We start from the raw sequence: 19,855 nt of genomic DNA, 5'->3' as shown, positions 1-19,855 counted from the left end.
GGCCGCGATCCACCTGGGGTGGCACCCGTGTGGCGGCCGCACCGCTCGCTTGTCTTGCAGGCGACTGCGGACTTTAGCCAATGTCATTCTAGTACGCGAAGTGATAGTTTGCGCGAGAATCCTGCTGCTGGGCGCAAGACAAGACCCCGCCAAGCCGCCCATGGGCCGGCAGGATCGCCACGCAGGTCGCGTGATGAGAGAATTTCAACTGTCGAATTGCTCGCGGCTGCGCCCCGCCGTCCGGAGCAGGGTGCCGCCATTCCGGGGACGTGGTGCATGGGCAACGCAGGCGACGAGGACTCCAAGCGCAGCAGTCGCGCCGGTCCCCCGGCGGCCGCGAAGCAGGATTTGAGCGGGATCGGCACTGCATTTGCGCCAGGGATGATCGGAGCGCTGCTGTCGCGGATCTTCAACTGGTCGCGCAGCGGCGTCGGGCCGCGCCTGCTGGCCGCCGTGCTGCTGTTCTCCTCGATCGTCACGCTGATGCTGACCGCGCTTCAGCTCTATCTCGACTACGACCGCGAGGTCGGTGTCATCGAGACGCGGCTCGACGAGATCGGCCGCAGCACGACCGGCAGCCTCGGCGAGAGCCTGTGGAATCTCGACCAGAACCAGCTCAAGCTCCAGCTCGACGGCATCATGCGGCTGCCCGACATCCGCGCCGCCGAGGTGCGCGAGGTCGCCGATCGCCCCAATCCGATCCGTGTCGCGGTCGGCGAGCCGAGCACCCGCTCAGCCGTGACACGCGACTATCCGCTGAGCTACAGCGTCCAGGGGACGTCACGCCCGATCGGCGTGCTCCATGTCGAGGCGACGCTGGCCGAGGTCTATCAGCAATTGCTGAACCGGGCCCTGGTCATCCTGGCAAGCCAGGCTGCGAAGACCTTTGTCGTCTCGCTGTTCATCATCTACATGTTCCATCTGCTGGTGACACGGCATCTGGTCGCCATCGCCGAGTTCGTCGGCCAATACAGCCTGTCGCGGCCACCGCCGCCTTTGCACCTCGAGCGCCGGCCGCCCCGCGATCCCGACGAGCTGGACAAGGTGATCGACGCCTTCAACGCGATGTGCGCGAACCTCGGGCGCGCCTATGGCGAGCTGCGCGAGGCCAACGCAAATCTCGAGCGCGACCTGAATATCCGCCGGCGCGCCGAAGAGGACGCGCGTGCCAGTGAAGAGCGTTTCCGCGACTATGCCGAGACCGCGTCCGACTGGTTCTGGGAGACCGGACCGGATCATCGCTTCACCTACGTATCCGACCGGGCCGGCGCCTTCGGCATGGACAACAAGGCGCTGGTCGGCAAGCACCGCACAGATGCCGCCTCCGACCGCGACGCCGAGCCTGAGAAATGGCGCGCGCACGTGGCGACGCTGGACCGCCACGAGCCGTTCAGGAAGTTCGAATATCGCGGGCGCGACGTGGCCGGCCGCATGCATCATTTCAACGTCAACGGCCAGCCGATCTTCGCCGCGGACGGACGCTTCATGGGTTATCGCGGGTCGGCCACCGACCTCACGGCGCAGCACGAGGCCGAGGAGCGGCTGCGCCAATCCCAGAAGATGGACGCGATCGGTCAGCTCACCGGCGGCGTCGCTCACGACTTCAACAACGTGCTCACGGTCATCACCGGCACCATCGAGATCATCCAGGAAGGGCTTGCCGACAAGCCCGAGTTCGCCGCGATCGCACAGCTGATCGACGATGCGGCGGCGCGCGGCGCCGAGATCACCTCGCAGCTCCTGACCTTCGCGCGCCGCCAGCCGCTGGAGCCCCGCGACATCGACGTCAACGCACTCGTGGTCGAAACGGCGAAGCTGCTCAAGCCGATCCTCGGCGAGCATATCGAGATCGTGACCCGGCTCGCGGACGGCGCCTGGTCCGCGATGGCAGATCCGTCGCAGCTCTCGTCCGCGATCGTCAATCTCGCCGTCAATGCGCGTGACGCGATGCCGGGCGGCGGCCGGCTCACGCTTGAGACCGCGAACCGCGACCTCGACGGCACCAGCGGTGCCGGCGACGGCGATGTCATGCGCGGCGCCTTCGTGATGATCGCGGTGGCCGACACCGGTCACGGCATCCCGGCCGACATCCGCGAGCGCGTGTTCGAGCCGTTCTTCACCACCAAGGGCGTCGGCCGTGGCACCGGGCTTGGGCTCAGCATGGTCTACGGCTTTGCCCGCCAGACCGGCGGCACCGTCGTCATCGAGAGCGAGGAGGGGCGCGGCACGGTGATGCGGCTGTTCCTGCCGCGGTCGAAGGGCGAGGCGCCGGCCAGGACGGCGCCGGTTCAGCCGCCCGCGTCGGCACGCGGGCACGAGACGATCCTCGTGGTCGAGGACGATCCGCTGGTGCAGGGCTATGTCATCGCCCAGCTCGGCACCCTCGGCTATCGCACGCTCGCCGCCAGCGACGGCGCAGCCGCGCTTGCGCTGGTCGACCAAGGCGTCAAATTCGATCTCCTGTTCACGGACATCATCATGCCCGGCGGCATGAACGGACGGGAATTGGCCGAAGCCGTCCGGCTCCGCCGGCCGGGAGCGAATGTGCTCTACACCTCCGGCTACACCGACGACACCATCGTCCACGAAGGACATCTCGATCCCGGCCTGGCGCTGCTCAGGAAGCCGTACCGGAAATCGGAGCTTTCGCAGAAGATCCGCGAGGTGCTTGCAGGCGAGCCGTCGGCCTGAGCGGAGCCATCCATGCAGGCGCCCACCCATGAAAAAGGCGCGGCGGGGAGGCCCCGTCGCGCCCGATTTCTTGCTCGCTGGTCCAGGGCTGAGAGCGCCCCGATGCCAAGCCTTTCGTCAAAGCCTAGCGGGCGATCCCAGCGAGGTGACAGCGCTTGAGATAAGACACTGGATCACCTCCTTTCGTTTGGTTTCGGGACTCTGAATATAGGACGAAATCCCGCCGCCGTTAAGGGGCGCCCGGGGGCGGGAACTAGCCTGTCCGCAAGACGGGAAAGACCGGTCCGGAGCAGTTGAGACTGCCGCCCGGTCGTGTTAGGGAGCCAGTGATGCGGGTGTAGCTCAATGGTAGAGCAGCAGCCTTCCAAGCTGAATACGAGGGTTCGATTCCCTTCACCCGCTCCAATGTTTTCAATGACTTGCGGCATTTTTGCTCCTCCATTATGACAAGCCGGCTGCTGCGCATTATGACAAATGTCCGCCGTTTGTTCGTTTTCGCTCTACATTCTTAGGGTGTCTGCGTCCCACGATGCACGCGACGCTTCTTGATCGCGTTCACGATTTGCCGGGTTGTTTTCTTGGTGTACTTCGGCAGCACTTTCGGTGTGGTGTGGCGACCTGATGCGAGCATCTCGCGGTCGGTCAGTTCGGCATCGCCGCCCTCGGTGAAGCCGCCATGTCGGAACGAGGTGAAAGACAATTCGTCGCGAAGGCCCGCGGCGCGAATCACTTCCTTCACCTTGCGCGACAAGTGCGTGAAGTCCGGCTGGTCAGGCTTCGGCCATGTCGGCCACGGGCCGCGGTTGCCCCAATCCCTGACCAGCATCAGGCCGCCGATGCGTGCGCGCTTGATGGCGTCGAGTTCGGCCATCAGCTCCGGATAGAGCAGGGTGCCTTCATCGTCGATCAACGGAATCCAGCTTTGCTTCTGGGTCTTCTCGTCGATCACGCGGACCATGTCCGGATGTTGCTTTGGTCTATAGTGCGAAACGTCGAACGTCGCGAAGATGTCGGTCTCGCGCTGGAGCCATTCCCATCCGACCAGCGCGGCGGTCGCCAGCGATGGCAACTTCATCTCGATGGCCTTCGCGCGGAAGATCTGCAACTCCTCGAATGTTGCAGTCGGTGTCTCGCGGTCGGATGATTTCAGACCCATGCTGGCGAACGGATTGACCAGCGGCAACTTGCCTGGATGTTTCCGCGAGACGACGTTCCACGCGCGGCGGCACGACTTCATCGCGTGATTGACTGAAGTGCGGCGCTCGCGGATGACGTTGCCCTTGGCGTCCCTAAGGACCAGCAACTTTTCGTACAGCGTATCGGTGACAGCGGTGGTGATCTTGGCGAGATGAACTTGTCCCAGCTTGCGGCCATCCTTCAACACGTGGCCGCTGACCAGCTTGAAGCCGGCTTCGTGATTGCGCTTCTGCTTGCCGCTCAGTTTGGTATAGCGCCGGTCCGCGCGATATTCGGCGGCCATCCAGTCGAAGGTGCCGGCGGCGATGGCAGGCGAGACGGCGTCATCGGAAGCGCCACCCGTGCGCCAGCTGTCGAATGCCTTCAGCAAAACATCTTCGGCGCGACGAACCGCAGCCTCGTAATCGGCGCCGAGCGCCTCGCTTGTGACCGGGCAATTCTTCTTGCGTGCCCAGCTCGGCGCGTTGAAGAAATAGCCCCAACCTCCTTTGACCGGATGCCGCTGTGTGTAGCGGGGCAGGGGCAGGGCGGAGCGGGGCGGTTTCATTTTCAAAGGAGCTTTCTGATTTCGTCGGCGGTCTCGGTGTCATCGTCGGCGGCATCGCTGCCGTCTTTGAGTTTGAATTTGATGCGCCCGTCTTCCATTTCCACGGACGCCACTTCCTTGCCGGCGGCTTCGAGCGCACGCACGATCCGCTTCACGTCGGTTTCGCGAAAGCTGCTGGGTGCGCGGCTCATCACATCGCCTCTGCGCCAGACCTCTGCTTTTGCTTCGTCGATTTCGGCTTGAGAATGGATGGTTGCTCGACCTCCCGCTCAAGCAACCTTCGCACCGTCTCCGTCATGTGGATGTCGGCCATCGCGCACATGACCTTGAGCTTGCGATGCACAGCGGGTGTGATCTCCACCGTAAAGCGTCGATTCTTTTCCATCTGAAAACATCCTTACGCAGAAACACCAAATCACCAGCATCATTCCAGTCACTCAGGTGGGGCACCGTCAAGGTGTTGGGCCTCGCGCGGCTGTTCGGGCGATTATTTATTTTCAGACTAATCTGTGGCGGCTCACAACCGGATGTAAGTAACGACCGCCCAGACCAACCGCTTTGGAGTTCGTAATGTTGCATAACGCAACGCGTTGCAAGGTGCAACCCCATCGGTTAATCTGTTCGGATGAAAGCAGCGGAATACGCCAAATGGCTGGAGCAGCACCAACTCACGCACGAAGCTGCCGGTGAGACGTTCGGCTTCAGTAAGTCGACATCGTCGCGCTACGCCAACGACATCATTCCGATTCCGCGAATGCTTGAGCTGGCCATCGAGGCGCTAGAGGCGCGGTGGCAACGCAAGATCCGCAAGCCGTGATCTCCCAACTCACGCTCCGCCTGATCGCTCCGAACGATTACACCGTGCACGATGACGGCCAGCTGATCGGCCGCATCCGCTACACCCGCGAGCGCTCGCCCGGCTTCTGGATGTGGACCTGCATCGTGACCTTGCCCGGTGCGCCGTTCGGCGGTGCGCCAACACTGGAGAACGCCAAGGCGCGATTCAAGGAAGCCTGGGAGACGTTCAAGGGCAAGCAGAGTCCAGAGAGGCTGACGGCGGCCTATGCCGAGATGAACCACGCCAACCGGCCGGACCGGTACCGGCGGTGAAAGCTCCGAGGGGGACGACCCGTTGGATGGTGCAGAATCAGAGTATGCCCTTGGGAGTGGAGATGCCTTGCTTCAATAAGGGAATCACAGTGCTGAAGTTTTCGCTCGTTACCACCGTGTTGATGTTCACCACAGCCGCGTTTGCTCAAAGCCCCTGCCAGAGCATCAATAGCATTCATCTTAGTCTGAACCGAATCGTCGATCGGATCGAATTGGTTCCTCCCGATGAAGCGAACTACATCCGAACCGAGAAAGCGAAAGCGCTCGAACAACAGAACCGAGGCCGCTTCAATGCGGTCTACAATCGGCGTTTTTACGCCGCCAGCGAATTCCACAACGATGCGGCTGTTGTGATGCAAAATGTTGTCGCGGCGGAAGGGGCAAGCTCGACTAAGGAGGCCGCCAGTTACCTGATCGTGGTCCTGTCGCGGCTGAGTGATCTGAAAAGCAGCCTGGATGATTTCATTCAAGCAGACAGTAAGCGGCAACAGCAGACACTGAGTTCGGAAGACAAGGGCAACCTGTCCTATGAGATCACAGGGCTAAAGGGGCTCACGACCAACATCCTTCAATGTGTTGTAAAACGTCTGTGAACATTCGTCCTACGCGTAAGTCATCCTCAAGGCGACTTCGGAGCAATGATCGCAGGTGTGGACGGATAGAAATGCTCTTTCACCACCACGCCCGCAAAAAACGCAACGATTGCGCTGACCAACACCATGATCAATTGATCTCGATTTCGCTCGAAAAACCCCCGCCGTTCGGAGCGACGCTGCATCTTGATCACGCTCACCCGGCGCAAATTCACGTAGCTAGCCCAGGGTCCCCACAGCGACAGCGTATTCAAAGCGCCAGAGGCTATCTGAGCAGCCAATTCGGGCCGAGCGTTCAGATAGAAAATATTTAGCACCACCGACACCGTGGGAAGGATCATCACGAACCAGAAACGGTATGCCCAAGGCAACAGCCTTTGACACCGCGATAGGACGGCATCGAGTTCGAGCAGCAGCTGCGCCGCTTGTGGACCCGGCGAGATGAAAAGCCGAGCTTCCGAGCGATTGAGTTTTATCGAGACCGATGGCTGGGTGGTGTCGACATCCAAGACGAAGATTGTCGCTTGCGCTCCGACGTGTTCTTTCAATTCGTCGAGGTTTTTGAACTGATAATCTTCGGTGCTTAAGGTGACCTCGGCGTGCTGTTTCAGAGCACTGACGATCTCTGCCAGATCCTCCCACCAGATCACGACTGGTCCATAGCTGCGCCAAAAGGCTTGTTGCCTCTTTACTTTTTCCACCAAGAATCACCGCCACCAGCCCGAAAGAGTGCCGGTGATATGCTAGTCGACTCAAGGTTGCCGGCGATATGGGACCGTGCCGGCTATCCCCAGCCAAAATGTTTGGCAAATCGGTTCAGCGCAGCGCCTCCATCACCCGGCTGAACGCCGGATGCTGTCGATTCTTGACCTTGATCCATTGCTCGCTGCGGCCGGCGCGGTACCAACTGTCGCGATGCTTGGAGACCAACCCCTCCAGGCCAAGCTTGCAAGCATGCCTGAACAGCTCGGGCCCGACCTCGCCCTGTTCGAACGGCGCAACGTGGATGCCGTCAACGCGGCGCGCCAGCACCCTGGCAAGGTTGGTCTTGCGGAGCGTCAGTGGCAGCTTGCGCAGATCATCGCCGTCAGCCACCAGCACATCGAAGGCGTAGAGCTGCACGGCATCATCGTGCTTGCGCGAATGCAGGGCGTTGAAATCGGAGACGCCATCGGCACCGAGCAGCACCGCCTCGCCATCGATCACGAAGCGCGCGGTCCGGACGCGCAAGGCCGCCTCTAGGATACGCGGATAGCGGCTGGTCCAGTCGTGACCGTTGCGGGTGAACAGGCGCACGCGCTTGTCCTCGCGCTCGACGATGAGCCGATAGCCGTCATGCTTGATTTCGTGAAGCCAGTCTGGACCGGTGGGGACCTTGGCGCCGCGTGTGGGAACACAAGGCTCGAACGGGGATTTGAACATACGGACTATTTAGTTGCTAGACGCGAAAGTGGAAGTCGTCACGCAGCCCGCTTGCGAAAGCCACTGGCCACCCAGCCTATCGCCACGCCAAAAATGAGAAGCGCAACGGGAGGCACCAGTAAAACGGTCAGCGCTCGTTGCAGCCGGTCGGCTCTCTTGGTGCTCTCATCGTCGATGACCTTGAGCAGTTGATCGGCAGATTCGTCTAGCTGCCCGAATTGCTTTTTGGCTTCGGCGGCTTCCCCTTTTCGAATCAGGGCTTCAGCTCCCCTGTTCGCTCCCGCGATGATCTGCCGTCGAAGCTCCTCGCGCGGCCGCGAGCCGTCTAACTCGTCCTTGATGCCACCACTGTATTCGACGTCGATACTAACCCTGCGCTGCCAAAGTCCCTTGAATTCGTCTTTGCCCAGAATTGCAACGGTTGCCCCACACCAAAGAAGGGTCAGCAAAATCCACAACCTAAAAAAACCACTTGCCCACGTCATAGCTTCATCAAGGCCTCAAATGAGGAAAACGATTTTTTCTTCTCAATTTAATGCGGCGGGTCTCGCAGAATCATTCGTTTCAATTGTAGTTTTTCCCGAACGATGAAAGCGTGCGCCACGTTCGAGGGCACCTGCACGAAGGTGAACCACGTTCGCAAAGCCTCTTCTTCTGTAGCGCAGGCTGAGAAAGCCCGCTCGGCTACAAGATGATTTTCGCCCGACAAGCCAATGGATACGAGAGCAACGCAATCTCGATATTGCCTAACAAGCGAGTCACGTTGGTCAATCGGTGCTTGCTGAGCGATGCTCGTTGACGCGAACAGGCACAGAATGACAGTTAGCAGGTATCTCGTCACAGGATGACCGACCTTGCTCATTGCTTCACCACCGCACCGGCGGCACATGCTCTGTCATCGCGTAGTAGAGGTGCCAGAACCAGGACGTTCGAGTCTGGACATTCTCAAGACAGTCCCATCTTTTTGCCGGGTTAGCCGGGTCTAGCTTGCACAAATCGACAAACAACGCGTATCGCTGGTTCTCGATGCGCACGACACGATCCGCAAGAAATCCCGCCACCAATATCAGCACCGGAATTAGCGCATTCCTCATCACTTCACCTGGGGTAAATGTCAGTCGTCTACTGGTCGGTCAGGTCTCTTCGCGAGTTTGTGGGCCGCCCCATCGCCCGGAGTAAAGGTCGCCATGGTCAACGTCGAGACCATCATAGCGCTTTCAACATCTTAAGGTTTAGTACGCTTTGCGGGTTGGTCCTCCGCGTTCGCGGAAATGAACCACGCCGACAGGCTGTACCGGCGCTGAGGCCACTGACAGTTGTTATCGGCGAGCGCGATCAACCTAGATCGTTTCCGTTTTTCCCGTATAGTCACATCCGTTGCTGCTGCTGCTGCGAAATCCGCACGCACAAAAAAGCCGCCCTTGAAGGGCGGCTCTCTCTTGTTGTGTCGAGGCGATCGATCAGCGGCAGCCGCAGGACTGCTTGCCGTTGTAAGTGCTCGAACAGTCGTAGCGCGTTCCGGCCGGGCAACCCGCCTTCGCGGGCAGGATCGAGACGGTGAGCAACGCGAGCGCGGAAACAGCCAAAACCAAATGCTTCATAGTAAGCTCCCCCCTTAAGGTCGCCCCGATAATAGGGCGGCCGGGAACTCAGCATGTTCGCGCGCGATCTGCAATCGCTGGGCGCGATCGGATTTCTCATCACAATTGTTTAGGGATGCAGCCGGGGTGATCGCGCTCTTTAACGGCTTCTTTCAAACGGGGCTGTCCCGATTGAAAGAAGGCCAGCGCACCGTGTCGACCAGCACCCAAGGTCACCAGACATAGGAGCCGGTGCACCCGAAGCCGATAACGCGCTGGAGGAAAAGGATCGGGCGAAGCCACATTGGGCCGATCCGGCCCTTTCCGATTGGTGGCACCTCATCTGCGGCCAAAGACTTAAGGATTTTGCGCTTTGGTGGCGGTACCCGCCGTTGCTTTCCGGCAGGGAACGTATAGTTTCCAAACATATTGGTTACGGAGAAAGGAGACGGACATGCGCAAAGAACTGACCGCCTTCCTGCCCGCCGCTCCCGGCCATTCCAAGGGCCGCGCTCCGCTGCCGGAGCCCAAGCCGATCAAGCCGCGCCCGATCAAGGACCCGGACTATGCCGCCATTCGCAAGAAGGTGACAACCCGGTTTAGCAAGACGCTCGCCTATCTTGCTAAGTGAGCCGAACTGGCTCCCGCTCGACGTTGTCGTCGAGACCAATCGCGACGCAGTTCTAGCCACCGGCGAACCGTTTCATGTGAGAGACATCGGGCTTCTGGAATCAGCTCTCCATAAGCCCGTTCATCATTGGCACTACGGTCAGCATGATCTGGCCGAGCTTGCCGTCCAGCTGTTTCTCGGCATCGCCCACAACCATCCCTTCGAGCAAGGCAACAAGCGGACGGCCTGGACCGCCGCCTTGATGTTCCTGGAGGCCAACGGCTACGAACTGCAACACATGCTCGACTCCGACAAGCTCGGTGAATTCCTCACCAGGATCGTCGACCGGAAGATTTCGGCTGCACCGCTGGTCAAACTGCTACGAGGTTATGTTCGCCCGCTGGAATTCGAATGACCATTGCCGCAAGGTGCACGATGAAAACCTGGCACGCCTTCGCTTTCCTGGCCGCCGTCGCGGTGCTGATCCATTCCCGGATGCATTATGTGATCCTGATCATCGCTGCCCTGGTGCTGATCGTGCGGGGCTGGGCATGGCTGTGCTGCCGATTCCCGCGCACCATGATCGTGCTCAACGCTGTCATCATCGGCCTGCTCAGTGGCGGCCGGCGCGGTCGGTGGCGCTAATCACTTCCGATGTTGTTAAGGCCCAATCCGTTCCACGCCTGAAGCGCATCGAGCCGTTTTGCCGGACTCGTCGTCTGTTCGGTCAGCGCCTTCGCAATCTTGGTCTTCACGGAGGTGGGCACCAACGTCCTCAGTTGCGTGCGCCATTTGTCCGCCTCTGCCTGCAAGGTCTTGTTCCTTTTCCTGAGCGCAGTGATCTGGCGGACCGCCTCGCTCTCAGGGTCGAGCGGGACTTTGGCAGGCTTGGCGATCTTCTCTTTCAGCCGCTTGACCTCATAGTCCAGGCCTGAATTCCTGATCTGCACCAAGGTCAGCTCTTTGCTCAGCCGCTTGATCTCGGCCCGTGCGTCGTCCAGCTCCTTTGAGGTTGGTGCGGGCTTGGGGACCGCCTTGCGTAACCGCTCGATCTCCGCATCGCGCTTGGCCCGGAAGCGCGCCTGTCGCTCGGCATTGTTGAGGCTCATGATATTCCCTCCGTTACGTAACGGAGCTGATCATCGGCATGGGCAGGCGTCAAGCTCCCGTTACGTAACGGAGAGAATCAATGCACCGTCGGCCGCGGCGTGCGATCGTGGTCGCGACCATGGTCTCGGAATCGGCCAGCGCAAACACTTTGAGATGCGCGGCGCGGCCTACCGGGCAGCGCAACACAGAGATCGCAGATGTCGTGACTACTTCCGGTTTGCGTTCGCGTCCGGACACGTTGCTACGCCGTGAAAACGCGATAAGCCAACGCGACTTGCGCTTGGTGCCGAACTCGATCTTGCTGCCTATCCTCGCTGCGCTATTGCTAGCGTCGCGATCAAAGTCTGGCGGCACCAACAATACATTCAGGAACGTGATATGGCGGGAGCGCCGGCCAGGCCCGCTTTGGGTGGCGATGCTGGATTGCCGTCGGGTTTTCCTCTGAAAGGCGACATGACACGGATTCGAGCGACCTTCGGCTAATCGCCCAGCAGCTGACATCTCACGATCATCAACTACCTTTACCGGCCGGCTGCGAAATCGTCGTCTGGCATGGTGGGCATTCCCTCGATGGCTTCGATCTTTCGAGGGCTCAGGCCGAGCAAGATATGACCGCAGACAGCGAGGGCAAATATCCTCACCGAAACCGTCCGGGGCGCCCTTCTTAGCTATCTCAACGAGTAGTATAACCCAGCTTTCGAGGGTTGAGAATCATGAGTCTCGTGGACGAAATCATTGAACTGGCATCGAGCGACAAAGAGCCGATCGGCAACGTATTGCGCAAGTGCCTCATTCTCGAAAGCCAGTACTCGAACGAAGCGTTCCGATCATGGCTTGATAAAGAAATGGACGGCTATGATGATGACGAAGAGGATCTTCCGTCCTATCGAGCCTTTCGCGCCATCTCCTACGGGCATTTCATTGGGATAGCGGGTAGATCACTTTCGAGCCAACCATTGTCCCTGCACATCCTGGAAAAGGATGATTACGAGCGGATGAAGATTTGCGCGCTTACGCAGCCAGCCTCCGCATATGAAGGACGCAAGGACGCCTCTTCCGACGCGCAGTTTCCGTGGAATCCAGCACTTACGGTGAAATATCAAAACCGTTTCTTCAAAGACAGCGATCTGGTTCTAAACCGTGCATGGCAGATTATCCCTGGCTCTGTCATTGTCGGGCTATTGGAGACCGTAAGAAACCGCATCCTGCGATTTGCGCTGGACATGAAAAAGTCGATTGCCAACGAAGGTTCGTTAGCTATTTCGACGGAACAGGTCACAACTATGGTGCAGAAGAATATTTTCAAAAAAGAAGATTGGACTTAGGACGCGATCTTTTTGTACAGGATTTTCATCACACCCCAAAATACCTCGGCAGACGGAACGGCCAGCAAGCCAAAGCCAATTGCATAAGACACGACCGCAACTGCCCGCGCGGCCGGATGGCTCCTGTTCAGGAAGTCGAAATAAAGATGCAGATGTTCAGTTCTGTATCTCTCTCTATCGCTCTCGGTGACGGTCCGATTTTGGCCGATCGAACGAAACTCGTCGCTCAGCTCCATCATCTGGGCGTGATAGCGCTTATTGTCAGCCAGCATCTTGCTGATATTGTCGATGACAAATCCTCTAAGGCTCGGCCCGTCTCCTTGCACGAATGCCGCAGCACTCCCGTAGTGCTTGACCTCGTTCGGGCAATACCAGCCATAAACCAGCACCCCGAGCGAGATGGCACACAGGCCCAGGTACAAGAATATGAGACGGTAAGACACTCCTGCGTCCGGCGAGCCGTTTAGCTCCTTTATCAGATTAAGGAAGCTGACGACCGTTTGGTTGAAAAGAACCAGGTACCCGATCAGTGGAATCAGTATCGTTGCCTTTGCGGCAGACGAATTGCTCACGAACCTAAGCCGCGCCCACAAGGGAATCTGCCAAATCATGACGGTATCCAGCACAAGAAAGCCGCTGGATAACCTAAAGTAAGCTGACGCGCTAGATACACCCCCTTCTCGGCCTGCGGTTTCCCGATCGAGTGTCTCGCTAATGGCTTCTATCTCCTCTTTCGAGAGGACAATGGCGCGGCGCTCAAATAGCCTCTCCTTGGCGTGGCGCGTTATGTGCCACATCTACCGGCAACCAACCTCTGCATAATTGACCGGCTCATCAAACTGGTTATCCAGCACGCGCCCGTCATCCAGCAAAGAAACCCGTGTCCCTCGCCTGTCGTGAGATTGCAGACGAACATGGTGGCATAGATACCGGCCTTGGCCAGCTCAGCCGTCTTGGTGAAGCGACGTCGGTACAGTTGGCCGCCTCTCTCGGTTTTTAATTGCCGCTCGCCTTCAGCGCATTCGAGCCAATGTTAGGATACGCTTTCCGGGTCGATATTATCTCGCAATCTAAGCAAAGCCCGGCCGCGGCTTGGCCGCTGCGTGCGAGGGCAGCGTCGATGGCGTCGGCGTGCGCAGCGGGCTGCGGATGGTCGTAGCCATCGCGTCGCGAAGCGCGTCCGCTGCGGCTGCGATGCGCGGATTTGGATGACACCAAGGGCCCGGCGCCACGCCGAGCGTTTGCGGCTGGTGCCTGTGCGCACTGTCGAGCAGATCGCGCGCGGCATCGTAAATCACGTTGCCGCCGTGCAAAAAGTTTGCAAGCCCGTTCTTGATGATCGGGTCAAGGTTAATGGTCCCGTAAGCGAATTGTTCGAGACGCTGCCCGGTGATGATTGTGGTCTTGACATCGATCGTGCCGATCAGCGAATTCGCCAAGGCCTTGATGGCGATCTCGTCGCCGCCTGGTAACATCGAGTCCGCGATGCTGCGCGCCTTGGCCTTGGCCGCGGCTGCGTTGAAATCGTCGCAGATGTCGGCGGCGATCCTGGCACAGCTTGTGCCGCTCGGCCGCTCGATGCGCGAGCGAAGGTGCATTCGCAGAGCGTCGGTGCCGCTGATCGTTGGTTCGGCTGCGGGCTCGGCCTTGCGCGTGAACGACACCATGACGTCATCCTCCTATTGGCAATCGCGCGACCAGGTCGGCGAATTGCGAGCGCCGCGGCTTCAAGATCGCCTGCGGCAATTTTGTAATGATGTGCGCGGGCGCCGTGCGTGTCGGCTGCGGTGATGGTGCCGGCGACATCTCAGCCTTGCTCTCGGCGTTGCTCGACCATGCGGCTCGCAACTGTTCGAGCGCGGCCCGGCAGCGCGTGACCGACGCGAGCACGTCATCGGTGGCGGTGTCGCTGGCGCCGACGTCGCGGCGGCTCAAGATCAGCGCGGTCGAGCAGCTCGGTTTATCGGTCAGCGAGCATTCGTCGAGCACAGCCTTGCGAATCCTGAAGTGCCATCCGCTCGGCGAGTGTGCGTTGATGGTCTCGGCCTCGACGACGGTCGCCGCGATCGACAGCGCCGGCATGCGGCGCGCGACCGCGTCCTCGACCAGGGCCTCAATGCGGAGCCGGCCGGAATCATCATAGTGGAGATCAAGTATCCGGCCGATGACCTTGCCGGCATCATGCCGGAGCAACAGCGGCACACTGGCGAGATTCGACCATATGAGCGCGTGAGGTGCGAAGCTCATCCTTTGTGCGTCAACATCGGGCGATGACGCGATTCCATTGATGACCTGGGGAGCGGTCGCTGCCGAGAGCAGAGCGAGCACCTCCCGCGAGATCGGCCGGCAATGGTGCAGCCGCAGCAGCTCGCTATATTTTGCCTTCAGCTCGGCGCCGCGCATCATTTGAGCTTCCTTGCCTTGGCGACAGTGTCGAGCCCTTCGCGCAATCTGGCGAAGCGCCGCGCGAGGTCGTGGATCTTGTCTTCGACCGTGAGCTGGTCGGCGAGGTTCGCGGCCTGCTCGAATTCCTGGAACTGCGTCGGCAGTTTGTAGCGCTTCGCGGCCTTGCCGACAGCCGGCGTGCTGGTCAGGAACATGCCGCGCCGGATCGCATCCTTTTTCACGTGCACCTGCGCGGGCTCGGGCCCGGTGCCGCCGAGGATGAAATCGCCTTTGCGAATGTCGTTGCGCGGCATCGTCACCTCCATTGCGGCGTGGAGGCCGGCACGCCGTTACATTTTCCGGCCTCCCGCTCCATGCCGGCGCGATGGGTTGGGGGCAACGCCGGAGAGCCGCGAACACCTTGGACGCGGCGGATCATATCACTTTGGCGGAATCGTCAAGCTTCAACGCGCCGGCTGCGGCACGTCCTGGGGCAAGCGTTCGGCCTCGATGCGCAGCGCGGTCGCGAACGCCATGGCAGCGGTGCGGCCGAGCCGCTGTGCGGTCCAGTGTGCGGTCGGGACGGGCCAGCGACGGGCATGCTCGATGTTGATGCCGCCGCTTTCGCCGGGCCCTGGAGCCCTGCGCGCGCTCGCGGCAGCAGCCTTCAACTCGGCCAGCTCGACCGCGAAACGCTCCCGGCGGGCGCGCTGGCGCTCGGCTGCGGTCTTGTCCTTGGGAGGCTTGGTGCGCGGCATCGGATCACCCGTGACGTCACGGCAGTCGATGTTAATTTTCGCGGTCCGGCAAGAGGGAATTTCGAGAGGTCGAGCAGGCGGATAGCCGGCCGCGAGGGAGAGGCGTGGCGATGCGCCACCCGGTCCGCACCCAGTCCCCACCCGAGTCCCCACCCTGCTCGACGGGCCGGTTCCCGGCGCGCTTTTTGGAAAAAATCCGCCGGAAATAGGCAATTTCCGAGAAGTAGCGGTTTATTTTGAAGTTTATTGGAGGTTGTGGAGGAATTTTGGGAAAAATCCCCAGCCGGCGGTTTAGCCGCTTTGTGCGGCGCACCATGAAAAAGGTCCGAAATATGGATGTTCGAGGCCAGCCGCCTCAAGTTGCATGACAGATGTTGTACTACCTCCCCCCCTATGTCGTCAGCATATTGGAGATCGACTGCGGCGAGAACGGCTTGCCGGAGCTGTTGAGGTGACCGGCTTCAGCGAGCGCGGCGGAGATCTCACGCAAGGTGCGCCGGCCGCCCTTGGGACGCTTCCTGTGCAATTGTTTCGCGAGCGCGACCGCTTCAGGGTTGGTCTCTCCGAGAGGCCTGCGGCCCTCGACGCGCACGCCTGTTGCCCTTAGACGATCGCGTGCGCCCTTGAGCTTACTGACCAGCATTGACTTCTCGAACTGACTGACCGCACCGAGCACCTGACGGATCAGCACCGCGGTCGGGCCATCATCCAGGAACGCGGTCGGCGAATCCGCTGCGATCAGTTCGATGCCGCGGGCCTTCAGCATCTCGAAGCCGACCTCTTGCACGATAAGGTCGCGCGCGAATCTTGAGGCGGTCTCGACCACGATGGTGCGGCAGCCGTTGCTGAGCAGCCGTTCCATCATGGCCGCGAAGCCGGGCCTGCTCTCGATCGCGTCGGCGCCCTTGACGGCATCGTCGGTGAAGGTGGCTACGATCTCGGAACCGGTGGCCTTGGCATAGGCCTTGATCGCCGCCAGCTGGCGAGTCTGGCTATCGCCCTCGACGTTGGTCGCTGAGGAGGTCCGCAGATAAGCGACCATATGTTTCTTTCCGTTATTTTTCATCGTCTTAGGTCAAGTCCTGTCCATCGTTCTCAGGATATATGGACAAGATTCAGCCTGTTTACAAGCGGAAAAGGGCCCTCGGGATGAAGATCCACGGTAGCCCTGCAAGGCGATTAGGAGCCCGCTGGAGCGGGTAGCGTCTTCCGGGCTCCGATGTGCCGGCCGATCCTGGCCAACGCCCAGGCGCGGCCGGCCCTGGCTATGTCATCGGTCCCAGCTCGGACGTCGAGGCGGCTTTGGCGGCTTGAACGTGCGCAGCAAGTCGTTCATGTCGAGGCCTGGATCGCGGGAAGGCGCCGGCAATGTCCGGAACCATGCCTGCGAGCCCGGCTTCGGCCTGAGCTTGCGCACTGGCTCGGGCTTCGATGAAGGCGACGGCTCGGGCTCGACGGGCTCGCTCTCGCGGCCGAAGATAAACTCGACGATCTTAGTCCTCGACCACATCGGCGATATCGACTCCCGCAAGCTCAGCCAATCGCTCCAGCGGCATCGCTTTCAGTTCAGCGAGGCGACGTGATTTCGCATCCTGCACTGGCGCGCATTGCGGTGTGTGCTCGATGATCGGCGGATTCACGACAGCCATTGGCGAGCCGTCTTCGTTGTGGCCGGCAGGGACGCTGACGATGTTGATCGTGCCGACCATGACGGCGCTCGAATTGTCGGCGCCGATAGTCATCGGCAGAACTTTTCCGAGCAACCCGGCAAACGCTTTTTTGTGATGCAAGGCCAAGTCTTCGAGGAAGCCGGTCAACCCGCCTTCGCCATTGCCGTCGCGGCCAACATTGGCCGCAGCATCAACGATGCCTTTCTTCAGATCGCGAGTGAGCTTGTTGGCGACGCCGCGCCTGCGGCTCGGCGGAGGATGACCAGGGCCGATTTTTTGGGCCTTCGGATTAATCGGATCGAGCTGGAAACTGTCGGGCGTTGGCATCCCAGCGTTCTTTCCTACTTCATGGAGACAGGTCGAGAACGTTACACCCGCCCCGCGCGCCGTCCAATCCTCGCTTCCCTCTCAATCAAACTCGGACCCCTCATCGACGGACGCGGGCCTGCAGCCCGTCGTCTACGTTAGTAGGGTTTATTCTTCGCTTTTCGCCATCAACGATTTCAACCACTTACCTGCCATTCTTCGCCACTCTTCGCCTTTTACTTTTCGCCACTTTCGCCAAGTCAACTTTCGCTTGTGATATCAACAAGGTCCGGCGAGGAATAAGGGCGAAGAATACAATCTTTACACTGTCACACTTCGCCACTCTTCGCCTTACTCTTCGCCGCTTTTATTCCTATAAATCGATCAGTTTGCGGTATCCGGAGACGTGGTTTTTCTTGTCCCGGTCGGTGTGCTCGATGATCCCATTGGCCATCCAGCTGGCCAGCATTTGAGCGGCGACACCCTTCTTGGTTTTCCATCTCGCCTCGATCATCAGGCGCGCTGATCTGGCACTGTTGGGGGCACTGGACCACGGCGCGCCCTTGATCCAGGCCGCGTGGAGTTCGGTCAGAATCTCCTTGCAGACCGCCCGGCTGGGCCAGCCGCTGCCGCCTGCATTCTTGGGCGGAGCACCGACCGCCTCGACCACCAGCGAGGCGCTGCCACCTCCCAGCTCGATTTTGGTAGCCTTGAAATGCAGCTCCCAGCCGTCTTCGCCGTCCCGGACTTTTTCGACAAACATCAAGCCGCTCATCGATCCAGGATCGCGCCGTGCCACCATGATAAAATCGCCCGCGCCGGGAATGACGGTCGAGCCGCGGATGCCGCCCTCCTTGTTGGTGTGGTGAAGGCCGAATACGACAGTCCGGAAACGCTGGCGCACGGCGGTGCAGGCTTCCACGAACAGGCTCATGTCCTCCTGCAGGTTCTCGCGCGCGCCGGGCAGTACCTTTGAGACCGTGTCGACGAACACCGCGGCGATCGGCCCGTTGATCCTGGCGACGACGTCGTCCACCGTGGCCAGCAAGGCACTGTTATCGTCTTCCTTCATGAAGTTGATCGTTTCCTCGATCAGGTAAAACGGCACATCGTCGGCGCTCACCTTGTTGTGCTGCTCCCACGCGCTAATGCGGTCCTTGAATCGTGCGGTGCCCTCGCTGCAGATGTAGATCACCGCGCCATGGCATCGCAGATCACGCCCCCACCACTGACCTTGTCCGGTAGCGAGGCCCAGCGCGATGTCGAGCGCCGTGAAGGTCTTCAGCGAGCTTGGCGCGCCATAGATGAAGCCGAGCGATTGCTCCGACACCAGTCCGTCGATCATCCAGACCGGATCTGGTCGGGACTTGATCTGACGAACATTGGAAGTCTTGAAAAGCCGGCGTTGCGGACCACCAGGATTGCTGTTTGCCTTCGCACCCTGATCCGATGATTGCTTGGAGCCCTGCGACTTCGCATCATCACCAGGGGGTACCGTGCCGTTGCCCGGCTTATGATGATGCGACTCGCCATTCCTGAACGCAGTGTCCGGCGAGGGATCAGGCTCCTCCGGTGGCATATTCCGCTGCGGTCCTGCCTTGTTGAAGTCGATCATGACAGCGCCTCCAACCAATCGGTGCCTGGGACAGGTGGAATGCGAACGAAAACCTCGCAGCCAGCGACGGCCCAGCGTCTCGCGCAGACGTCGGCAGCTTGTTGACCGATACCGCTCTTGTCGTTGTCGGCGAAGATCGTCAGGCATTCGATGCCGGCCATCGGCGGCAATGTTCGAATAGCGTCGGCACAGCCCAGGGCCCAGACCGGACGCCACCCGGTGGCGCGGATCTTGAGCGCGGTCTCGATGCCCTCGGCGATGCCGAGTCCGAGACCGACGTCGGTGTCGGCGTCGAGCTTGACAGCGGCGCCCCCAACCGGGGCAAGCATTTTCTTTTTGAGCTGGCTACCATCGGGATTGAGAAAGATGCGATGGATCGCTGCCGGGGGCGTGGTCTCATCATCACCGATAATCGGCCGGAAGGCAGCGATCAGCGCCGGCTTGTAGATCGAGATTGCTTCCTCGGTCTCGCCGAACTTGACGCACGGATGGAATCGCAGCACGCGACCGCACAAATCATCGTCGAGTTCGAGGCCGCGACCGTCGAAATATGTCTTCACTAACGTGTCGCGCGGATCGTGCGCCTCGCGCCAGATCCTGTGCATCGAATTGTTGTTGCCGGTTTCCGCAGGCTTGATGACCGGAGCGGGCCGCGGTGTGTGGGCCAATCGGTCGCTATCTCCCATCAGTGTCCGGACTGCTTCACGGAATCCGACGCCGTCGAGAAACATCACCAGCGAGATGGCGCCACCGCCGCCCTTCGGATGACACTGACGGCATAGAAAGGCGTTCTTGCGGATCGAGATCGAGAACCGATCAGTGCCGCCGCAATGCGGACACGGGCCCTCATGATCGCCATGACGATTGAAGCTGAAGCCGCGCTGGCTTGCGACGTCACCGACATTGACGGCCCGCGCTTCAATGATCGTGTCGGCG

General features: G+C 60.3%; 25 protein-coding genes and 1 tRNA gene. 9 read left to right on the top strand and 17 right to left on the bottom strand.

The window, feature by feature from the left end; genetic code table 11:
- Positions 1 to 276: 276 nt before the first annotated feature.
- Both AB7245_RS27600 and AB7245_RS27595 read left to right on the top strand, forming a co-directional pair.
- Positions 277 to 2,691, top strand: a complete 2,415-nt coding sequence (locus AB7245_RS27600) for an ATP-binding protein (protein WP_354133639.1) — start codon at positions 277 to 279, stop codon at positions 2,689 to 2,691.
- Positions 2,692 to 3,022: 331 nt separating this feature from the next.
- Positions 3,023 to 3,096, top strand: a tRNA-Gly gene (locus AB7245_RS27595).
- 103 nt (positions 3,097 to 3,199) lie between these two features.
- Here the strand turns inward: AB7245_RS27595 and AB7245_RS27590 are convergent.
- The 3 genes from AB7245_RS27590 to AB7245_RS27580 are packed head-to-tail and all read right to left on the bottom strand — an operon-like array spanning position 3,200 to position 4,820.
- The gene (locus AB7245_RS27590; RefSeq protein ID WP_439035102.1) at positions 3,200 to 4,435 is read right to left on the bottom strand and encodes a hypothetical protein; all 1,236 of its coding nucleotides are present in this window, start codon (positions 4,433 to 4,435) and stop codon (positions 3,200 to 3,202) included.
- Positions 4,436 to 4,437: 2 nt separating this feature from the next.
- Entirely contained in the window at positions 4,438 to 4,626 is a 189-nt protein-coding gene (locus AB7245_RS27585; protein ID WP_439035101.1) for a hypothetical protein, read from the bottom strand.
- On the bottom strand, positions 4,626 to 4,820 hold the full coding sequence (locus AB7245_RS27580) for a hypothetical protein (RefSeq protein WP_439035100.1): 195 nt from the start codon (positions 4,818 to 4,820) through the stop codon (positions 4,626 to 4,628). Before AB7245_RS27580 ends, AB7245_RS27585 begins: the two co-directional genes overlap by 1 nt.
- 240 nt (positions 4,821 to 5,060) lie before the next feature.
- Between AB7245_RS27580 and AB7245_RS27575 the strand changes: the two genes are divergently transcribed.
- The 3 genes from AB7245_RS27575 (at position 5,061) to AB7245_RS27565 (ending at position 6,138) form a co-directional block, all read left to right on the top strand.
- Positions 5,061 to 5,252, top strand: a complete 192-nt coding sequence (locus tag AB7245_RS27575; protein ID WP_439035099.1) for a hypothetical protein — start codon at positions 5,061 to 5,063, stop codon at positions 5,250 to 5,252.
- Entirely contained in the window at positions 5,225 to 5,545 is a 321-nt protein-coding gene (locus AB7245_RS27570) for a hypothetical protein (protein WP_439035098.1), read from the top strand. The genes AB7245_RS27575 and AB7245_RS27570 overlap by 28 nt, the downstream gene beginning before the upstream one ends.
- Before the next feature lie 89 nt (positions 5,546 to 5,634).
- Positions 5,635 to 6,138 carry a hypothetical protein gene (locus AB7245_RS27565; RefSeq protein ID WP_439035097.1) on the top strand — a complete coding sequence of 168 codons (504 nt, stop codon included), beginning with the start codon at positions 5,635 to 5,637 and terminating at the stop codon, positions 6,136 to 6,138.
- Between the two features lie 26 nt (positions 6,139 to 6,164).
- On the opposite strand, the gene AB7245_RS27560 is transcribed toward AB7245_RS27565, so the two are convergent.
- The 4 genes from AB7245_RS27560 to AB7245_RS27545 form a co-directional block, all read right to left on the bottom strand.
- Positions 6,165 to 6,839, bottom strand: a complete 675-nt coding sequence (locus AB7245_RS27560) for a hypothetical protein (protein ID WP_439035096.1) — start codon at positions 6,837 to 6,839, stop codon at positions 6,165 to 6,167.
- 115 nt (positions 6,840 to 6,954) lie between these two features.
- Positions 6,955 to 7,560 carry an ATP-dependent DNA ligase gene (locus tag AB7245_RS27555; RefSeq protein ID WP_439035095.1) on the bottom strand — a complete coding sequence of 202 codons (606 nt, stop codon included), beginning with the start codon at positions 7,558 to 7,560 and terminating at the stop codon, positions 6,955 to 6,957.
- 38 nt (positions 7,561 to 7,598) lie between these two features.
- Positions 7,599 to 8,045: a hypothetical protein gene (locus AB7245_RS27550; RefSeq protein WP_439035094.1), complete on the bottom strand. Its 447-nt coding sequence runs from the start codon at positions 8,043 to 8,045 to the stop codon at positions 7,599 to 7,601.
- Positions 8,046 to 9,020: 975 nt separating this feature from the next.
- Positions 9,021 to 9,161, bottom strand: a complete 141-nt coding sequence (locus tag AB7245_RS27545; protein WP_439035093.1) for a hypothetical protein — start codon at positions 9,159 to 9,161, stop codon at positions 9,021 to 9,023.
- Positions 9,162 to 9,594: 433 nt separating this feature from the next.
- Between AB7245_RS27545 and AB7245_RS27540 the strand changes: the two genes are divergently transcribed.
- Genes AB7245_RS27540 through AB7245_RS27530 form a run of 3 tightly spaced genes read left to right on the top strand, consistent with a single transcriptional unit; the run spans position 9,595 to position 10,395 of the window.
- Positions 9,595 to 9,771 (top strand): hypothetical protein, encoded by a 177-nt coding sequence (locus tag AB7245_RS27540; protein WP_439035092.1) that lies wholly within the window; start codon positions 9,595 to 9,597, stop codon positions 9,769 to 9,771.
- Positions 9,761 to 10,165: a type II toxin-antitoxin system death-on-curing family toxin gene (locus AB7245_RS27535; protein ID WP_439035091.1), complete on the top strand. Its 405-nt coding sequence runs from the start codon at positions 9,761 to 9,763 to the stop codon at positions 10,163 to 10,165. The genes AB7245_RS27540 and AB7245_RS27535 overlap by 11 nt, the downstream gene beginning before the upstream one ends.
- Entirely contained in the window at positions 10,162 to 10,395 is a 234-nt protein-coding gene (locus AB7245_RS27530) for a hypothetical protein (protein WP_439035090.1), read from the top strand. The genes AB7245_RS27535 and AB7245_RS27530 overlap by 4 nt, the downstream gene beginning before the upstream one ends.
- Here AB7245_RS27530 and AB7245_RS27525 read toward each other — a convergent pair.
- Complete coding sequence (locus tag AB7245_RS27525; protein ID WP_439035089.1) at positions 10,392 to 10,859, bottom strand: hypothetical protein; 468 nt, start codon at positions 10,857 to 10,859, stop codon at positions 10,392 to 10,394. The genes AB7245_RS27530 and AB7245_RS27525 overlap by 4 nt on opposite strands.
- A 714-nt stretch (positions 10,860 to 11,573) precedes the next feature.
- Between AB7245_RS27525 and AB7245_RS27520 the strand changes: the two genes are divergently transcribed.
- Positions 11,574 to 12,185, top strand: a complete 612-nt coding sequence (locus tag AB7245_RS27520) for a hypothetical protein (protein WP_439035088.1) — start codon at positions 11,574 to 11,576, stop codon at positions 12,183 to 12,185.
- Here the strand turns inward: AB7245_RS27520 and AB7245_RS27515 are convergent.
- From AB7245_RS27515 to AB7245_RS27475, 9 genes are all read right to left on the bottom strand, one after another.
- On the bottom strand, positions 12,182 to 12,982 hold the full coding sequence (locus AB7245_RS27515; RefSeq protein ID WP_439035087.1) for a hypothetical protein: 801 nt from the start codon (positions 12,980 to 12,982) through the stop codon (positions 12,182 to 12,184). The genes AB7245_RS27520 and AB7245_RS27515 overlap by 4 nt on opposite strands.
- Before the next feature lie 273 nt (positions 12,983 to 13,255).
- A complete protein-coding gene (locus AB7245_RS27510; RefSeq protein ID WP_439035086.1) occupies positions 13,256 to 13,852 on the bottom strand; it encodes a hypothetical protein in 597 nt (198 codons plus the stop codon).
- A gap of 4 nt (positions 13,853 to 13,856) precedes the next feature.
- Entirely contained in the window at positions 13,857 to 14,591 is a 735-nt protein-coding gene (locus tag AB7245_RS27505) for a hypothetical protein (RefSeq protein ID WP_439035085.1), read from the bottom strand.
- Positions 14,588 to 14,884 (bottom strand): hypothetical protein, encoded by a 297-nt coding sequence (locus tag AB7245_RS27500; RefSeq protein WP_439035084.1) that lies wholly within the window; start codon positions 14,882 to 14,884, stop codon positions 14,588 to 14,590. The genes AB7245_RS27505 and AB7245_RS27500 overlap by 4 nt, the downstream gene beginning before the upstream one ends.
- 150 nt (positions 14,885 to 15,034) lie before the next feature.
- Positions 15,035 to 15,328 (bottom strand): hypothetical protein, encoded by a 294-nt coding sequence (locus AB7245_RS27495; RefSeq protein ID WP_439035083.1) that lies wholly within the window; start codon positions 15,326 to 15,328, stop codon positions 15,035 to 15,037.
- 391 nt (positions 15,329 to 15,719) lie between these two features.
- Positions 15,720 to 16,370 (bottom strand): recombinase family protein, encoded by a 651-nt coding sequence (locus AB7245_RS27490; protein ID WP_439035082.1) that lies wholly within the window; start codon positions 16,368 to 16,370, stop codon positions 15,720 to 15,722.
- A gap of 451 nt (positions 16,371 to 16,821) precedes the next feature.
- Entirely contained in the window at positions 16,822 to 17,325 is a 504-nt protein-coding gene (locus AB7245_RS27485) for a hypothetical protein (protein WP_439035081.1), read from the bottom strand.
- 352 nt (positions 17,326 to 17,677) lie between these two features.
- A complete protein-coding gene (locus AB7245_RS27480) occupies positions 17,678 to 18,919 on the bottom strand; it encodes an AAA family ATPase (protein ID WP_439035080.1) in 1,242 nt (413 codons plus the stop codon).
- A complete protein-coding gene (locus tag AB7245_RS27475) occupies positions 18,916 to 19,650 on the bottom strand; it encodes a DUF7146 domain-containing protein (protein WP_439035079.1) in 735 nt (244 codons plus the stop codon). Before AB7245_RS27475 ends, AB7245_RS27480 begins: the two co-directional genes overlap by 4 nt.
- Between the last annotated feature and the right edge of the window lie 205 nt (positions 19,651 to 19,855).

This window comes from Bradyrhizobium sp. 604_D8_N2_3, assembly GCF_051810765.1.
Classification (GTDB): domain Bacteria; phylum Pseudomonadota; class Alphaproteobacteria; order Rhizobiales; family Xanthobacteraceae; genus Bradyrhizobium; species Bradyrhizobium barranii.
Note: the sequence above shows the minus strand (reverse complement) of the source record. Positions and strands in the feature narration are given on the sequence as shown.

Coding starts and splice junctions, on each gene's coding strand:
- AB7245_RS27600 (WP_354133639.1), top strand. CDS start 277: ATGGGCAACGCAGGCGACGAGGACTCCAAGCGCAGCAGTCGCGCCGGT.
- AB7245_RS27590 (WP_439035102.1), bottom strand. CDS start 4,435: ATGAAACCGCCCCGCTCCGCCCTGCCCCTGCCCCGCTACACACAGCGG.
- AB7245_RS27585 (WP_439035101.1), bottom strand. CDS start 4,626: ATGAGCCGCGCACCCAGCAGCTTTCGCGAAACCGACGTGAAGCGGATC.
- AB7245_RS27580 (WP_439035100.1), bottom strand. CDS start 4,820: ATGGAAAAGAATCGACGCTTTACGGTGGAGATCACACCCGCTGTGCAT.
- AB7245_RS27575 (WP_439035099.1), top strand. CDS start 5,061: ATGAAAGCAGCGGAATACGCCAAATGGCTGGAGCAGCACCAACTCACG.
- AB7245_RS27555 (WP_439035095.1), bottom strand. CDS start 7,560: ATGTTCAAATCCCCGTTCGAGCCTTGTGTTCCCACACGCGGCGCCAAG.
- AB7245_RS27550 (WP_439035094.1), bottom strand. CDS start 8,045: ATGACGTGGGCAAGTGGTTTTTTTAGGTTGTGGATTTTGCTGACCCTT.
- AB7245_RS27545 (WP_439035093.1), bottom strand. CDS start 9,161: ATGAAGCATTTGGTTTTGGCTGTTTCCGCGCTCGCGTTGCTCACCGTC.
- AB7245_RS27540 (WP_439035092.1), top strand. CDS start 9,595: ATGCGCAAAGAACTGACCGCCTTCCTGCCCGCCGCTCCCGGCCATTCC.
- AB7245_RS27530 (WP_439035090.1), top strand. CDS start 10,162: ATGACCATTGCCGCAAGGTGCACGATGAAAACCTGGCACGCCTTCGCT.
- AB7245_RS27525 (WP_439035089.1), bottom strand. CDS start 10,859: ATGAGCCTCAACAATGCCGAGCGACAGGCGCGCTTCCGGGCCAAGCGC.
- AB7245_RS27520 (WP_439035088.1), top strand. CDS start 11,574: ATGAGTCTCGTGGACGAAATCATTGAACTGGCATCGAGCGACAAAGAG.
- AB7245_RS27515 (WP_439035087.1), bottom strand. CDS start 12,982: ATGTGGCACATAACGCGCCACGCCAAGGAGAGGCTATTTGAGCGCCGC.
- AB7245_RS27510 (WP_439035086.1), bottom strand. CDS start 13,852: ATGGTGTCGTTCACGCGCAAGGCCGAGCCCGCAGCCGAACCAACGATC.
- AB7245_RS27505 (WP_439035085.1), bottom strand. CDS start 14,591: ATGATGCGCGGCGCCGAGCTGAAGGCAAAATATAGCGAGCTGCTGCGG.
- AB7245_RS27500 (WP_439035084.1), bottom strand. CDS start 14,884: ATGCCGCGCAACGACATTCGCAAAGGCGATTTCATCCTCGGCGGCACC.
- AB7245_RS27495 (WP_439035083.1), bottom strand. CDS start 15,328: ATGCCGCGCACCAAGCCTCCCAAGGACAAGACCGCAGCCGAGCGCCAG.
- AB7245_RS27490 (WP_439035082.1), bottom strand. CDS start 16,370: ATGGTCGCTTATCTGCGGACCTCCTCAGCGACCAACGTCGAGGGCGAT.
- AB7245_RS27485 (WP_439035081.1), bottom strand. CDS start 17,325: ATGCCAACGCCCGACAGTTTCCAGCTCGATCCGATTAATCCGAAGGCC.
- AB7245_RS27480 (WP_439035080.1), bottom strand. CDS start 18,919: ATGATCGACTTCAACAAGGCAGGACCGCAGCGGAATATGCCACCGGAG.
- AB7245_RS27475 (WP_439035079.1), bottom strand. CDS start 19,650: ATGTTTCTCGACGGCGTCGGATTCCGTGAAGCAGTCCGGACACTGATG.